Here is a 15,402-nt window from a genome sequence, read left to right as displayed (position 1 = left end):
GCAGCCATGCCCATCGATCCGTTCGGCCTGCTCGGCTCGGCCATCGCCAACGTGGTGACCGACAGCCTGACCGCCGCCATGCTCGCGCTGTGGAACGCCGGCCTGTGGGTGCTCCGGGCGGTCCTCGAACTTGAGGACGCGATCCTCACCCCGAGCCTCGGCGAAGACGGAGCGGTCGGCGAGCTGTACGCGACTACCTTCTGGATCGCCCTCGCACTGGTCGGGATCCTCATGCTCGTCCAGGTCGGCGTCGCCCTCGGAAAGCGGGACGGGCACAGCATCGGCCGGCTCCTCGTCGGCGCCGCCCAGTTCGGGTTCGTGTGGTTCGCGTGGGTCGGCTACGGCGTCACCCTGGTCGCCGCCTGCAGCGGCCTGACCAAAGCCCTCATGCAGTCACTGCTCAACGTCACCCGCTGGAGCGAATGGGAACCTTGGGAACCGTTCACCGCCAGCGACGTCACCAACGCCACCGTGGCCGTCATCCTCGGCATCATGGGGATGCTGCTGTGGCTCGCGGCGATCGGCCACACCCTGGTGATGGTGGCCCGCGCCGCCTCCCTGCTTGTACTTGCCGCAGTCACACCGATCGCGGCGGCGGGGCTGGTCACCGACTTCGGACGCGGCTGGTTCTGGAAGTCATTCCGCTGGTTCCATGCGGCCGCCCTCACCCCGCCCCTAATGGTGCTCGCGCTCGGCATCGGCGTGAGGATCACCACCGAGGTGGCGGTCGGCGGTGAGGACGACGTCCTGAAGTCGATCGGGACGGCGTTCGTCGGCGTCGTGCTCATCTGCGTGTCGTCGTTTTCACCTCTTGCGCTCTACAAGCTCTTCGCGTTCACCGACCCGGGCAGCACGTCCGGGTCCGCCTTGCGCGCGGGGATCGCAGCCGCCGGTGGCATCGGGGGCGTCCTCGCCGGACGCCAGACCGGCAGCAGCGCGGCCACCACCACCGACGACGCCGGTCGCACCGCGGGCGAGGATGGAGCCGCGGCGACCACGATCGGCCGATTCGCTGCCGGCATGGGCCCCGTCGGTCAGGCGTTCTCCACCGGCATCGGCGTCATGGCCGCCGTGAGCGGGACAGCCGCCGCCTTGGGCGCCGATCAGACCAATCAGATGGGCGTCGGCCACAACAACTTCCCGCCCGACTACTCACGCCGCGGCGTTCGGGCTGGCAGCGGTCAGGCGGGCTACGACGACGGCGCCACCAGCGAGCCCACCAACCCCGACGACCCCACCCCGGACAACGGCTTCGACGGCGGCTGGGGAGGCCCGCCCCCGGACGCTGGGACGCGCGGATCCGGGCCTGGAACGGGCACGATGCCGCCCACAGGCACGCCTGCGCCCACCGTGGCGCAAGGGGGAACTGCCGCCAGGGGCGCCGTCAGCTCCTCCGAAGTGGCGGAGGTCGCCGAGGTAGCGGCGCTGTAGCCGCCTCAGCCGTCGAAGCTCATGCCGCCAAGTGCACGCAGGTCCTCAGGGGGGCTGACACGACCTCACCCAGCATCCCCCTGTCGCTGCCGTACGGGCTCGTCACGGTGCAGCGGGATTGAAGCGACCCAGTCCCGGAGTGAGGTTTGACCTTGCTCGGGTGGCACAGAGACGGACAGTGATGGGGTCTTTCTGGACCCCCGCCGGCTACATGATGCCTGTGGTCGGACGTCCGCAGATGCCTGTTGGGCGGACGTCACCAGGCCAGACGGCGGGCGTGTCGTCACATCACGACTCTGCCGGAGGAGCGGACGTGTCGACCTGTCGAGGAAAGGATCCAGATGCCGGGAGCTGCGGGGGTCGTCAGCAGCGCGAGTTCGCGGTCATGCGAAGTTCCCGCGCGCCCGCTCCAAACCCGCCTAGGAGTCGTGCCTCCACGGCCGCCTCGCGCTGCTGGAGCTTTATCCTTGACCGCTGTGGACGATGCCTTCTCGGCCTCGTTGATCTGGTCCTCGGTGAATCCCAACGGGCGAAGACTGTCGGAGCCGACTCCTAGCGTGAGGCTCATGGACACCGTGGCTCTCCGACATGAGCCTTCATCCCGGCCGCGACACCGTCCGGCCACTAACGTGGCGCCTATGGGTGAGGCGATCAAGCGGGGCGAGTCTCTGCACGAATTGGGCCGCCAAGGGGCGCGGCGGGCAAAGCAATGGCTCGAATCCACGTCGAGGGTCGATGCCTGCTGGGTCAACCCGGACAAGGGTGCTGCTGACAAGTTGAGTTTTGACTGGCCCCAAGGCGGGGAGTCCTTCTCATTCGACCTTGGCGGCACGCTGAGATACGGCGATTTCCACGGGCAGATGTTCTACGCAGAGGTGAAGAAGTACGCCAACTCAGGGGATCTCCCCGCGCACTATCGCGAATTCTTGGCCAAGTGCTACGTCGCCTACTTGGCCATGCCCAGACTGGCTGACAACTTCATGTGGATCTCGTGGTCGCCGCACGCTGCAACCACGTGGGACAAGCTGACTTCGGCAGACACGGTCAAGACCGCCGTCATCGCCAACGCCAAGCGGGTCTTCGCCGACGGCGCAAACGCCGAGGAACTTGCTGACGACGAGGTATGTGCGAAGGTCGCCGAGCGTCTGTGGCTTCTGGTGCTGAGCGACAAGCAGGAAGCCCTCGTCCCCGACCCAGTTCACCTCGGGCTCATCCACAACCACGAGTTGCTGAAGGCGTCGGGGTCATGACGACCCTCGAACAGCACGTCATCGATGCCCTCCACGAACGTGACCCTCACCAGTCGGAGAAGAGGGTCAAGGAGGCTATCGCCGGAGCCCTTGCGGCCTTCGACCCCAGCGCCACTGTGAAGATCACGACTTACTTCAACCACACGTACGCGCCCGACATGGTGTTGAGATGGGCCAAAGACGTGGAGCGCCCGGTCTTCCTGCGCTTCACCGACAACCTTCCCGAGCTTGGGCAGGACATCTCGATGCTCGACAAGCTCGACCCCTTGATCTTCGGCCTGACAACACCCGAACTATCCGAGTCGGACGAGGACCGTCTCGACGAGACGAGCCGACAGGCCGACGTCCTGCTGACCACTCCAGCGGCAGTCGAGGAGCTGACGACCCGTGAGTCCGCCGCGCCCACGGACCGGATGCTGCGAAACTCCCTCGCTCACGCTGGCCGAGGTGCACTTGTCGGATCCACGGATGCCCGTGACCTCGCCGACACGTTCGCCAAGGGGTTCACCGATGCTGCGGGTGGCCAAGTTACGGGCACGCGCGAGGCGCTGAACACCATTGAGCACTTCTTCGGAGAAGGGCAGGCGCGCCGGCTCAACCGCGTCGTGCAAGCAGTCTGGGAGGGAGGCGGATCCCGCCTCGACCAGTACCCCGGAGACGCCGAGCTGTCCAGTGACGTCGGAAGCCTGCCCCTGCTCTACCTGGTTCAACTCATGGACACTGACGACGAGGGGTTCTGGCGAGGAGTGGGTCGGAACCTGACCATCGAGCACCTGTTCGAGCTCGCGACGGCCGACGTTGCACGCACGAACAACTTCCAGCACCTCGTCAACGCCAACCTCGACGTACTTCGAGCACGCGCTTGCCACGTCGTCGACATGCGCCTCCTTGACGAGAAGGAACCGCCGGAACTCAGGTGGGGCGTGGACCTCCCCGTCTCGCAGACGCCACCTGCGCTGACCCTGCGCGGACCCGGCTTCCATGCCTTCGCTGCCCGTACCGGCAAGCTGATCGAATCGCGTCTGAAGAAGCCGGCTGCAGGGATCCTGGTCGAGGAGTACGTCGAGCGCACCCAGAGTGCCTCCGTTGCCTCCGTCAGCGCCAGCGTCGGCGGAACGCGCCTTGCGATCAGCGATGACAGCGGGACGACGGACTCGGATGTCCTGGCTGCGGCTACGAGCAGCATGCCCTCGGCCATGGTCGACAAGGCTACGGTCACCACGCCCACAGGCCGCATCACCATCGACTTCACTCGCAGTACAGGCATCGGCGTCACCAAGAGCGACACCCTGCTCGCACACGTGCTGCTCACCTCCGTTACCCTCCTTGTACCGATGGATGACGAGCAGCAAGATGCCCTCAACGATTTCCTGACAGTCGGCTCCGATACCAGTGCAGCCAATGATGACGAAGATGACGGCCAGCCTGCCTTCGACGACTTGGACGACATGGACGAGGACCTCGACACCTAGGTCGTGTTTCGAAAGTGGTGTCCGACGAGGGTGTGGCGGCTGGCGTGTCGGTCCTGACGGTGGGAGGGCTCCCGGGGTAGACGGATTGGTATCTAGTCACTCCTACTTCCCCGGGAGTCCTCGTGCCAATCGTAGATGTTGCCCGCCGTCATGACCTCACCGATGCTCAGTGGGCCCTCCTCCAGAGCGTGCTGCCAACTCCCCCAGCACGGGGACGGCCACGCAAATGGCCGTTACGGCAGCTGATCGATGGGATACGTCACCGAGCGAGAGTGGGATGCCCATGGCGCGATGTCCCCGACCGGTACGGACCCTGGGGACGGATCTACATGTTGTTCGCCACCTGGCAGATCCGCGGGGTGTGGGAACACATCGAGGACACGCTGCGAGCCGTTGCACAGGCTCGTGGCAAGGTGAAATGGCAGGTCTCGGTGGACTCCACCAGCTGTCGTGGGCACGTTCACGCCGCTGGTGCTCGACGTGACTCGGTCGAACGGGTTTCCGGAGAACCCGCCGATCACGGGTTCGGTCGTTCCCGGGGCGGCTGGTCCACCAAGACACATCTGGCCGTGGACCAAGACCGTGGCCTGCTGGCCTTCCACATCACCGGCGGCCAAGCCGGCGACAGTCCGGAGTTCACCACCGTGCTGGAAGCGATCAAGGTCGCCAACCCGGTCGGGGCACCGCGCCGGCGTCCCGATCGCGTGTTGGCCGACAAGGCGTACTCCTCACGGGCCAACCGGGCTTGGCTACGTGATCATCGGATCAAAGCCACCATCCCGACCCCGGCCGACCAGGCCCGCAACCGCCGACGCCGTGGCCGCCGGGGCGGTCGCCCGCCAGCGTTCAACCCAACCACCTACAAGGACCGCCACGCGGTCGAATGTGGCATCAACAAGCTCAAACACCAACGAGCCTTCGCCACCCGCTACGACAAACTCGCTGTCCGCTACACCGCCACCCTCCGCATCGGAGTAATCAACGACTGGCTCAAACGACTTACGTAACACGACCTAGGCGGCGACAACTGGCCAACGGCGGGGGCTCGCCGGTCAGTTGCCGGCTTCTCCATGCTTCGCGTACCGGCGGGTCCTCGTGAGCATCGAGTGCAGCGGGGATCGGCTCAAGCCCAGGTCGCGGGCCATCCTCGACTTGGTCACGCCTTCCTGGCGCTGCTGCTGGATCTGTAGCCGCTCGGTCTCGCGGCAGCACATCGGACAGTGCGCTCGCGACGGGCCAACGTCAGTTGAACTGTGGCTGGACGACAACCTCGTCCGAACAAGGCACTCTCATCCGCCGAGCGCGCATGACAGAACCGTGGCCGTCTGAAAACCGGGGCTGCTGATCGTGTCAGGTGTACTCCGCACGTGCACACCTCTCTATTGGGCTTCACGGGGACGCGAGTCTTGAGCCACCGCACCCAGCACCACCACAGCCTGGGACTGTCCACGAGACGTCCCACGTCGCCGTTAAGTGGTGTGGATGGCCCAAGTGTGGCCACGCTCGACAGGAGGCGCCGGATGGATGACTGGACCTACCACTCCCCGGCTTTCGACGTACCCGACACGCAGTCACCACTCCTGTTCGAGGACGGGCGCGTGATGGAGGCCCGTCGCACCCGCGCGCAGCAGGCGGAAGCGGCCCGCGTCGCCGAACTCGAGCAGACCCAAGCCGTGGATGTGGTCGGCAACCACGCCGAGGCAGACGTCCCGCTCCCGTTCGCGACGCCACCCGGCGTCGCGCTGAGCTTCTGACGACGGGCGACGTCATGGCTGCGGTGTACGACGACTACGGCCCGGACCGAGTCGGGTTCTTCTTCGGCTTGACCGGCCCCCGGCTGGCGGCCCTGACCCTCGCGGTCATCCCTGTGTTCGTGGCCGCGAACCAGCAACGCTGGCTGCTCGCGGCCCAGCTCGCCGCTATCGCAGCCGTGGTGACGGTGCTGGTCGTCGTCCCCGTCCGCGGCCGATCGGCCACCGGCTGGCTTCTCGCGAGCCTCAGCTTCACCGCCGGCAAGGCGCTCGGGTGGACATCGTGGCGCAGCAAGGCCGCCACGGGTAAGGCCGAAGCACTTGAGAACGCTGACCTGCCCGGTGCGATGACCGGCATTGAGGTCCATGACGGCGCCCCGAAGGGTCCATCGCAGACCCGGTACGCCGTGATCCAGGACCACGGCCTGCGCACCTGGGCGATGACCGCGGCGATCCGGCACCCCGGCGTCGGGATGGCCGAGGGAGACCGCCGCGACCAGTACGGACGCGGGCTGACCGAGCTGCTCGACGTCGCCGCGCGGGCTTCCCTGATCAGCGACGTGGTGTTCTTGGTCCGCACCGTCCCGGACGACGGCGCCGAACGGCAGCAGTGGATCGCAGCGCACCGGCGTCCGGACGGCCCCGAACTTGCCCGCCGGATGAACGACGAACTCGCCACCGCCTTGACCCGCGCCGCCGTCCGCACCGAAGCATTTGTGAGCTTCGTGGTCCCCGAATCCCGGATCGCGAAGCAGGCCCGCGAGTTCGGCGGCGGCCTGGAGGGCCGCACCCGCGTCCTGTACGCCCTGGCCGACGAGATCTCCGCCATGCTGCGCGGTGGCATGGGCATGACCGACGTCGCCTGGCTCACCTCACCCCAGCTGGCGCTCGCCGTCCGCACCGGGTTCGCGCCCGCCGACCGAGCCGGGATCATCGACGCCCTCGCAGCCCACCAGACCGACCAGGCCGTGTGCACCGACGTGCCGTGGGCGATGGCCGGTCCCTCCGGCGCCGACACCACCATGCGGCACTACTCCCACGACGCCTGGAACTCGATCAGCTCCACCATCAAGCTCCCCGACCGGGGCGCCTGCCTCGGCGCCCTCGCGCCAGTCCTCACGCCGTCCGAACCGGGGGAGCGGCGCAGCTACACGGTCGTGTTCCCGATCCTGCCGTTCAGCCGCGCCGACCGGCAGACCGCCTCCGGCGAGTGGGCTGCCGACATGGGCGAAGGGCTCCGCGGCCGCCTCCAGATCCGGCAACGCTCCCGCGACCGTGCCAACGTCACCCGTGCCCACCGCCTCGACGCGAAGCTCGCCTCCGGCCACGCCCTCACCCGACCCTACGCCGTCGCGTGCGTCACCGTCGCCAAGACCATGCGAGTCGCCGAGTTCGGACGCCGCCTCGACGCGTCCGTCCGGCGTGCCGGCTTCGCCCCCCCTGCGCGTCGACCGGGCCCAGGACGCCGGCTTCGCCGCCGCCACCCTGCCCCTGGGTTTGGGTCTCACCAGGAAGGCCGACGAATGAGGACGCCACCCCGCGGCCGCTCGACCGCCCAGCTGCTCGCCGACTTCGGCCACGACCTAGCCACCAAACCCGAACCCGAACGGCCCGGCAAGGAGCCCTACCTGTTCCACGCGTCGCCGCGCCGAGGCCAGCTGCGTCCGGGTCGGGGTTGGAACCCAGCCCGCACCCCGGTCGTCCAGTACCGGATGACCAGCGACCAGGCCGCTGCGTGGTGGCCGTTCATCGCGAACCCGCCCCTGCCGCCCACCGGCGCGCAGATCGGCATCGACGAACTCTCCGGGGGAAGCTTCTACGCCGATCCGCTCGGCTGGGTGCTCGACGACACCGTCCCCGTCACGAACCCCAACGTGATCACCTTCGGTAAGCCGGGCGGCGGCAAGTCCACCAACACCAAGAACTTCGCCACCCTGATGATGGACTTCGGCTACAAGGTGTTCGTCCTCGGCGACCCGAAGGACGAGTACGAACCCCTGTGCCGCGCGTTCGGCGTCCAACCCTTCGCCGTGGGCCCGGGCATGAGCGCCCGTATCAACCCCCTCGACTTCGGCCCGCTGGGCGATGGGTGGGACACCCTCGACCGGGTCGAAGCACAACGCCGGGCCGGGATCATCTTCCGGCGTTGGCTCACCCTGATCCGCGGGCTGGTCGGCTCCCAGTTCGTCGGCGAGCAGCGCGTCCCGTTCGGGCCCACCGACGCCCGCGTCGTCGAGTCCGCCCTCGCCCAGCTGACCGGCTACTTGGACGGGCACCACACCCTGCACGTCACCACCATCCCCGCCCTGTGGCAGTTGCTCGCCAACCCGACCGACCAGCTCGTCACCGAATGCCGGTACTCGTCGACCCGGCAGTTCCTTGACGAGACACGCCTGCTGCGCGACGCGCTCGGCCAGTTGGTCACCGGGGCGCTGGCCGGCCTGTTCGACGCGCCCACCACCATCGCGGTGGACTGGACGGCACCGATCCAGTCGTTCTCGCTGTCCCGCCTCGAACCTCTCGGCGACGAGGCCATGGGCATCGCGCTGACCTGCCTGTCCTCGTGGGGACGCGCCATGCGCGAGATCAAGGCGCCCGGGGACCTGCGGATCAACATCCGCGACGAGATGTGGAAGCAGATGCGCCTCGGTCTGGAAGCCGTCAAGAGCCTGGACGCCGACATGCGGTTCTCTCGCCGTGACGGGGAGATCCAGTTCGTCGTCGGCCACAAGCCTGGCGACATGCTCACCGTCGGCGAGTCGACCTCGGCCGCGACCGCGATTGCCAAGGAGCTGCTGAACCTGGCGGACCTGAAGATCCTCCACGGGCAGGACCCCAGCGTCGCCCGGGAACTCGCCGAATTGCTCGAACTCGGCCCGATCGCCGAACACCTGATGGCCGACTGGGCCACCCAGCGCAAAGGACGCGCCCTGTGGTGCGTCGGCAAGCAGATCTACAAGGTGCAGACCGTCCTGCACCCCGCCGCCGCCGCGTTCACCTACACCAACCAGGCCATCGACGGCGCTCGCTAGAAGTTCGCGGGAAGAATGACCGAAACGAGCTCACGATGAAGGCGATTGCTTGGACCCTCGCACTCTCACTCGGCGTCCTGCTCACCGTCCCGCTCGCGTTGGTGTTGTTCGTCACGACGCTCGCCACCCGGGCGGTCGCAATGAACACCTGCACCCCGCCGGCGTCCGCGATCGGTCTGCCGCAGCCCGGCAGCCCTCGTCAGGCGAGCCTGCACAACCCGCCGACCGAGATCCCCGCCGCCGTGCTCGCGCTCTACGAGGCAGCCGCGACCCGGTACGGGCTGCCCTGGACGCTGCTCGCCGCGGTCGGCATGGAGGAGACCAACCACGGCCGCAACAACGCCACCTCCAGCGCCGGCGCTCGCGGACTCATGCAGTTCATGCCGGCCACGTTCGCCTCCTACGGGGTCGACGGCAACGGCGACGGTGGGGCGGTCATCACCGACGACGCCGACAGCATCCACTCCGCGGCCAACTACCTGGTCGCCTCGGGTGCGCTGTTGGGGCCGGACGGCGTCCGGAAGGCCCTGTTCGCCTACAACCACGCGCTCTGGTACGTCAATGACGTCCTCTACTACGCGGCCGCCTACAGCGGTGGCGACGTCGCCGAGAACCCGTGCGTCACCGACGACACGGACACCACCGGCACACCCTTGACCGGCACCGGCCCGGCGACGGACGCCGTCAACGCCGCCCTCCGCTGGCTCGGCACCCGCTACAGCTGGGGCGGCGGCACCCCCAGCGGACCCTCAACCGGAATCTGCTGCTCACCCGGCGGCCAGGACGGGCGCGTCGTCACCGGGTTCGACTGCTCCGGCCTCGTGCTGTACGCCTACGCCCAGATCGGGATCCGCCTGCCACACCTGGCCCACGACATCACCTACAACTCCGGCGGCCAGGTGATCCCGAGGGACTTCGCGCAGATGAGGCCGGGAGACGTGATCGGCTTCTCGTACACGCCCGGAGGACGCGTGTTCCACGCCGGCATCTACATGGGCGACGGCCGCATGGTGAACTCCGACGGCAGCGGCGTTTCCTTGGACGCCCTTACCACCGGGTACTACAGCCGCCTCGTGTGGCGCGTGGTCCGGTTCGTCGGGTAGGAGGCCCACCCACCGCGCTTCGCGAGACGCCGCTCATCCGGGGATGCCAGCTCGTCGAGGCGAGCACGCCGACTACAGATTGAGGCGTTGCCGGAGGGATTCGATCCCGATCTCGACCTGGTTGTGGTGGATTTCCAGGACGCTGTAGCCGAGGTCCTTCAGTTGCTGCCGACGGCTGGCGTCGATCTTGGTCTGGACCTTGCCATCGTGGACGCCGCCGTCGAGGAATACAGCCAGGTGCAGGCCGTCGCCGGTGTAGAACAGGTCGGCGGACGCGACGGGGTGACCGTGCGGGAGCCCGACGTGGGCCTGCGTGGGGGCGGGCATGCCGGCATCGCGCAGAAGCTGGACCATGTTCTCCTCGGTCTTGGAGTCGAACGTGGAGATCACGTCATCCCAGTCGGCGGACGCAGGTGACAGGTCGAGTTCGGTCCGGTCAGCGAGCGCGCGGAGCAGGTCGACTGCGAGTGTGCGGTCCATCTTCTCGTGGTGCCACTGGTTGTAGAAGCTGCGCAGGCACTCGTAGCAGGACTCCAAACATGCGTCGTCGGCTTCGGTCCCGTCGGCGTTCACGTGCAGGATGTCGAGTGCTCGGCGGGCAACGGACTGCCACGCGGCCGGGTCGGTCATCCGGTCGAGGACGCCGATACCGCCCTCGTCGGTCTCGAAAAGCAGGATCCGGCGGCCTTGCGCCTGGCCGGGGACGGGGAACACAGTGCCGTTGAGTTCGGACTCCTCGACGCCGAAGTGGGTTCCCATCGCGGCCATCAGCGCATACGCGAGCGTGTACGCATACACGTCCGGGTCTGCGCCACCGGGGGCTTTAACGTCTAGAAGGGCCAGGTCGTGCAGGCCGTCGTTGAAGATGACGACGTTCTGGATCAGGTTGTCCTGGACGGGCAGGCACTCGCTCTGAGCGCTGTAGTGGTCGACCGGGTCGGGGTTCCACTGCCGGCAACGCGCGCAAAGGCTGAAGTTGCCGTTCGAGCGCATCAACCCGAGGTTGGCCTGCATGACATGCCCAGCCCGCGCGAACGTGACCGCGAGCTCGGTGCCGTCTGCCGCATGGACGAGTCCCTGACGGACGCCCAGCTTCGGCAGCCTGTACGCCGACTCGACCTGGTAGCCCTGACGGAGTCGTTCTTCGGTGTCGGCGCCCACGTTGTCGCGTTGGACTGCGAACTGGTCGGCCACGGGCATGGCGTTGTCGAACTTCCGATCCCCCGTGAGCGGCTGGTCGCAAGACGGGCACTTCTGGTGGGTGCCAACAGCGTCTCGTTCGAGGTAGTGACCGCACGTGCACAGGTAGACGGGGACCGTGTTCGCCTCGGCGTCCCGGCCAGACGCCACCTTGGTCACCTGATAACGCTTGCCGAGGTGGTAGATGCTGTTGCCCGGCGCGAACTCGCGCAACGCAATCGACCGCGATCGGACGCGTGCGCGTTCCCGGTCGCTGAACCGGAGCATGACCGCCTTCCGGGGGAACGCGTAGCTGGGCAGGAAACCGCGCTGCGCCAGCCACGACAGCGGGTGGTAGTCGCCTTCGCCGCGGCGGATGGACCCGCGGATTGCCTCCACTGCGTCACGGCGGCGCTTCCCGGTCTTGTCGAGCTGCCCCTTGTCGCCTTGGGCGTTCAGCTCGTCCAGCTCGGTCTTCAGTTCTGCGGAGTAGTCCACGAGCGCCGCCATGGCTGCGTCGAGCCTGTCCACGAACCTGTCCACCATGTCGGTCACATCAGCTTCGGTGACCGTGTCCGCCTCGTCGAGCACGTCTGCGAACGCACCGGCGATCGACGCGACAAGCGCCTCACGGTGGCCCGAGACGTAGCCGGCGATCTGGTCGCGGGTCTCGTCGTTCAGTCCGCCGATGCCCTCGTCAAGGCGAGTCCACGCGTCGATCTCCTTCGGCAGGTCGCCGTGGACCTGCGCGTAGGCGCCGAGCACGATGGCGTTCGCGTGGGCCTCCACCAGCGCGCGGTTGTCCAGCAGGAACCGGGGCGCGGCAATCTTGCCGGCGATGATCCGTTCAGGCCGCTTGAAGAAGTACTGGTCGTGGGACGCGGCCCGGCCTTGGGCGGCGCAGAAGGTAACGACAGCCGAGGGCTGCGCGGCACGACCGGCGCGGCCCTGCCGTTGGGCGTAGTTCGCGGGCGACGGGGGCACATTCCGCATGTAGACCGCTGACAGCGTGCCGATGTCCACGCCGAGCTCCATCGTGGGCGTGCACACGAGAACGTTCAGGTCGGCGGCCTGGTCCTTGAACCGCGTCTCGATGACCTTTCGCTGGTCGCCGTCGAGGCTGCCCGTGTGCTCTTCGGCTTCGACCTTCACCTTCTCGTCCAGCGGGGCGAGGTATGCGGCGCGGAAGAAGTCGTCCCGGCCGGGCCGGTCCTCCTGCACCTTGGACTTCACGCATCGCGGGCATGCGCGTGGCCTCGACAGGTTCCACCGTGCCGAGCAGCGGACGCACCGGAACCCCTGCGCGTCCGGGGTGTGCCAGTAGCGGACCTTCTCCTCGTTGAGGACGTACCCGTCCTCGGCGGTCACGAGGTACCCGAACTTGGCGAGGACTGCGGCGGCCTCCCGGATGATCGTCTTCGCCGCAGCGCTGCCGGCCGCGTCCTGCGGCAGCCCGGCTTCGGCCTTCAGCCAGCGGGTGAGCTTCGTGGTCTGCGGGGCGTCCGACCCGTCCACATTCACTTTCCCGGCCAGCCGCCGGTAGTTGATCCGCCGGTTCGAGTCGCGCTTCTCGTGGAACACGGTCCGGCGCAGAGGGATCTCCTGGCCGGAGTGGAAGTAGCAGCGCGTGTCGAGCTGTTCGAGCACGTCGCTGTTGAACCGGCCCGGCTCCACGAACGCGGCCGACGGCCCGTCCTCGTTGTCAGAGGCGACGGCGTGGTCGCGGCGGACCAGGTCGAGAATGACCCGGAACAGGTCCTCGGTCAGGTTGGGGTCGGACTCGGCGTACGCGCGGATCATGGGGAAGCCGTCGAGCCCGGCGACCACGGACGCGACCTGCCCTGCGCTAAATCCGGCGTAGTCCACGACGACGAGACCCGTGTCCTCCAAGTTCGGCTGCGACTTGCGAGGGCCGCCGCTGGTTTCCAACAGCACGGCGGTCTTGAGGTACCGCAGGTATCGTCCCTTCGCCTTCCCGGACGCGGCGTCCGGTGCGAACCCGGCCTGTTCGCCCGAGGCGCGGGAGAACGGCGGCACCGTGTTCGTGGCCTCCATCGCCTTGTACGCGGCGTCGGCGACCTCGCCCGTGTCCAGCGCGTCGGCGGGCGTGATCGCGCCCTTCGCGACCAACCCGCCGACGAGGGCCCGGCGGACGTGGAACCGCCGGGACATGGAACGCAGGTGGGCCGCCTGGAACGACGAGTCCTGCTGGTTGTCCGTGAACGCCATCACCGAGGGCTTCGGCGTGCGGTCCTGCTCGTCCAGCATGGCCTCCACGAGCACGTCCGTGGCGGTCGCCCTGCCGACCGTGCCGACCTGGAAGAACTTGTTGTACTCCGAGTGGGTCCCGTCGTAGCGGACACCGCAGGACGGGCACAGCAACAGCGGGGCCGTCACCGTCACCGCGCCCACAGTCGTGTCGTGGCCGCAGCCGGCGCCGAGCTCGCCGCACGTTCCGCAGACGACCCGACTTCGCGGCACCGCACCCTCGCGGCCCTTCCGCGCAGTCCCGTCCTTCTTCACGTCGTTCGGGTCGAGGGGCACGGCGTCCTCGTCCCACTCGTCCGTCATCACGTACACGGCGGACCCGTTCTCCGCCGCGGCGAGGAAATCGCGTGTCAGCAGGTGGTGGCCGTCGTCCTGTGCGACGTAGTAGTCCTGTCCGCACGCCTGGCAGAACACGATCGGGTAGGAGGGCACGTCCTCCACGTGGGCGTCCTCGACGCACTGCCGGCACGTGGACTCGCCCTGCTCGGACAGGTGCGGTAGGTCTGTCGACCGCAGGCACCGGGTCACAGGCAGCCCTTGGGAGAAGAACGCGTGCGCCTTCGGGGTCAGCAGGCCCACGTCGTCGCCCTTCGGACCCGGGGTCTTCACCGAGGAGCCCAGCACGACCGCGGCCTCGATCTCCCGCCGCGCGTCCTCGCGCGAGAAGCCGGGCCGGACCTCCGCCAGGTATCGATCCTCCAACTCGGTGAAGGACACGACCCCGCCCCACAGGGCGCGTTCCACCCACGCGACCGGCCGGCTCGCGCGCACCGCGTCCGGGCTGACCGGCCCATCCAACAACGCCGCGCCCAACAGGTCGGCGGCCTCCTCGTCCGTCTCGGCGGACATGGCCACAGCGAACGCGTCCTCCCCGATCACCTGATCGGGCAGGTACAGACCGGCTGGGTCGAGGGTCTCCTGCTTCCCGTACGACTCGCCCACCACGTGGTCCGGGTCGAACGGCTCACCGAACAGGCGCCCCGCGAACTCCGCGATCGTCGCACGCGCCTCCGCCGGATCACCCGAGTCGACCGTCGCGGACGTGCCCACGCACCGCAGCGTCCCAGCGGTGCCCGTCCGTGCCTTGAACCGGCGGACGAGCAGCGCCATGTCGGCACCCTGGTGGCCCGAGTAGGTGTGCATCTCGTCCAGCACGAGGTACCGCAGCCGGCCCTCATCGCCGAGCGTGTCGAACAGGGCGGCGTCCTCCCTGCGGACGAGCGCGTACTCCAACATCTTGAAGTTGGTGAGCAGGATGTCGCAGCCCTTGGTGTGCAGCGTGCCCCGATCGATCACCTCGCTGTCGTACGGGGTGTCCCGGCCCGTCAACTGCTTGAAGTCCTTCAACGCTGCTTCGCCGGTAACTTTGAGGCTGCCCGTGTAGTTGCACACCGTCAGCCCAGTGCCCGCCAGCCGGGCCGCGATGTCCTCGTACTGGCTGTTCGCCAGCGCGTTCATCGGATAGATGATCACCGCCACCGGACGCCGCAGCACCCCCACTTGCCGGGCCGCGGCGACTGATAGCGCGGTGGACACGATCGGCATGTAGAACGTGAACGATTTGCCAGATCCGGTCCCCGTGGTCACCGCCGTGTTGTGACCGGCCATGACCTGCCGGACCGCCTGCTCCTGATGCGCGAACGGCGACACCGGTCCAGAACCCGGGTCGCCCGGCTTCCTAGTGAACACCCCCAATACACCCGAGTCGAGAACACCGTCGTCCACCAGTGCTTGCAGGGAAGCGCCGTCTTCGAACGGCTTCGCCAACGTCAGGAACGGTTCCCGGTAGAGCAGACGGCCCTCCCTGCGCTTGCCCCTTACCCAGTCTCGGATCGCCGGGTTCTTGTAGAACTGGAACGAGTCCACGTACCGCGCGTATCCCTCGCGGAGCCCAGCGACCAATGACAACGGGCGCA

At 67.9% G+C, this 15,402-nt stretch carries 8 protein-coding genes; 7 read left to right on the top strand and 1 reads right to left on the bottom strand.

Annotated elements, in window-relative coordinates; genetic code table 11:
• The first annotated feature begins 6 nt into the window (after positions 1–6).
• The 7 genes from QUE25_RS05130 (at position 7) to QUE25_RS05100 (ending at position 10,039) form a co-directional block, all read left to right on the top strand.
• Positions 7–1,431, top strand: coding sequence for a hypothetical protein (locus QUE25_RS05130; RefSeq protein WP_286268070.1), 1,425 nt, complete (start codon positions 7–9; stop codon positions 1,429–1,431).
• 638 nt (positions 1,432–2,069) lie between these two features.
• The gene (locus QUE25_RS05125; protein WP_286268069.1) at positions 2,070–2,681 is read left to right on the top strand and encodes a hypothetical protein; all 612 of its coding nucleotides are present in this window, start codon (positions 2,070–2,072) and stop codon (positions 2,679–2,681) included.
• Entirely contained in the window at positions 2,678–4,153 is a 1,476-nt protein-coding gene (locus tag QUE25_RS05120) for a hypothetical protein (protein WP_286268068.1), read from the top strand. Before QUE25_RS05125 ends, QUE25_RS05120 begins: the two co-directional genes overlap by 4 nt.
• A 122-nt stretch (positions 4,154–4,275) precedes the next feature.
• The gene (locus QUE25_RS05115; RefSeq protein ID WP_425332741.1) at positions 4,276–5,160 is read left to right on the top strand and encodes an IS5 family transposase; all 885 of its coding nucleotides are present in this window, start codon (positions 4,276–4,278) and stop codon (positions 5,158–5,160) included.
• Positions 5,161–5,673: 513 nt separating this feature from the next.
• On the top strand, positions 5,674–5,907 hold the full coding sequence (locus QUE25_RS05110; RefSeq protein WP_286268067.1) for a hypothetical protein: 234 nt from the start codon (positions 5,674–5,676) through the stop codon (positions 5,905–5,907).
• A 14-nt stretch (positions 5,908–5,921) separates the two neighbouring features.
• Positions 5,922–8,936: an SCO6880 family protein gene (locus QUE25_RS05105; protein WP_286268066.1), complete on the top strand. Its 3,015-nt coding sequence runs from the start codon at positions 5,922–5,924 to the stop codon at positions 8,934–8,936.
• Positions 8,937–8,971: 35 nt separating this feature from the next.
• Positions 8,972–10,039: a C40 family peptidase gene (locus QUE25_RS05100; RefSeq protein ID WP_286268065.1), complete on the top strand. Its 1,068-nt coding sequence runs from the start codon at positions 8,972–8,974 to the stop codon at positions 10,037–10,039.
• 72 nt (positions 10,040–10,111) lie between these two features.
• Here QUE25_RS05100 and QUE25_RS05095 read toward each other — a convergent pair whose 3' ends face one another.
• Positions 10,112–15,352 (bottom strand): DEAD/DEAH box helicase, encoded by a 5,241-nt coding sequence (locus QUE25_RS05095; protein ID WP_286268064.1) that lies wholly within the window; start codon positions 15,350–15,352, stop codon positions 10,112–10,114.
• Between the last annotated feature and the right edge of the window lie 50 nt (positions 15,353–15,402).

It is taken from the genome of Brooklawnia propionicigenes, assembly GCF_030297015.1.
In the GTDB taxonomy this organism is placed as follows: Bacteria; Actinomycetota; Actinomycetes; order Propionibacteriales; family Propionibacteriaceae; genus Brooklawnia; species Brooklawnia propionicigenes.
This window is presented reverse-complemented; position numbering and strand designations above follow the sequence as displayed.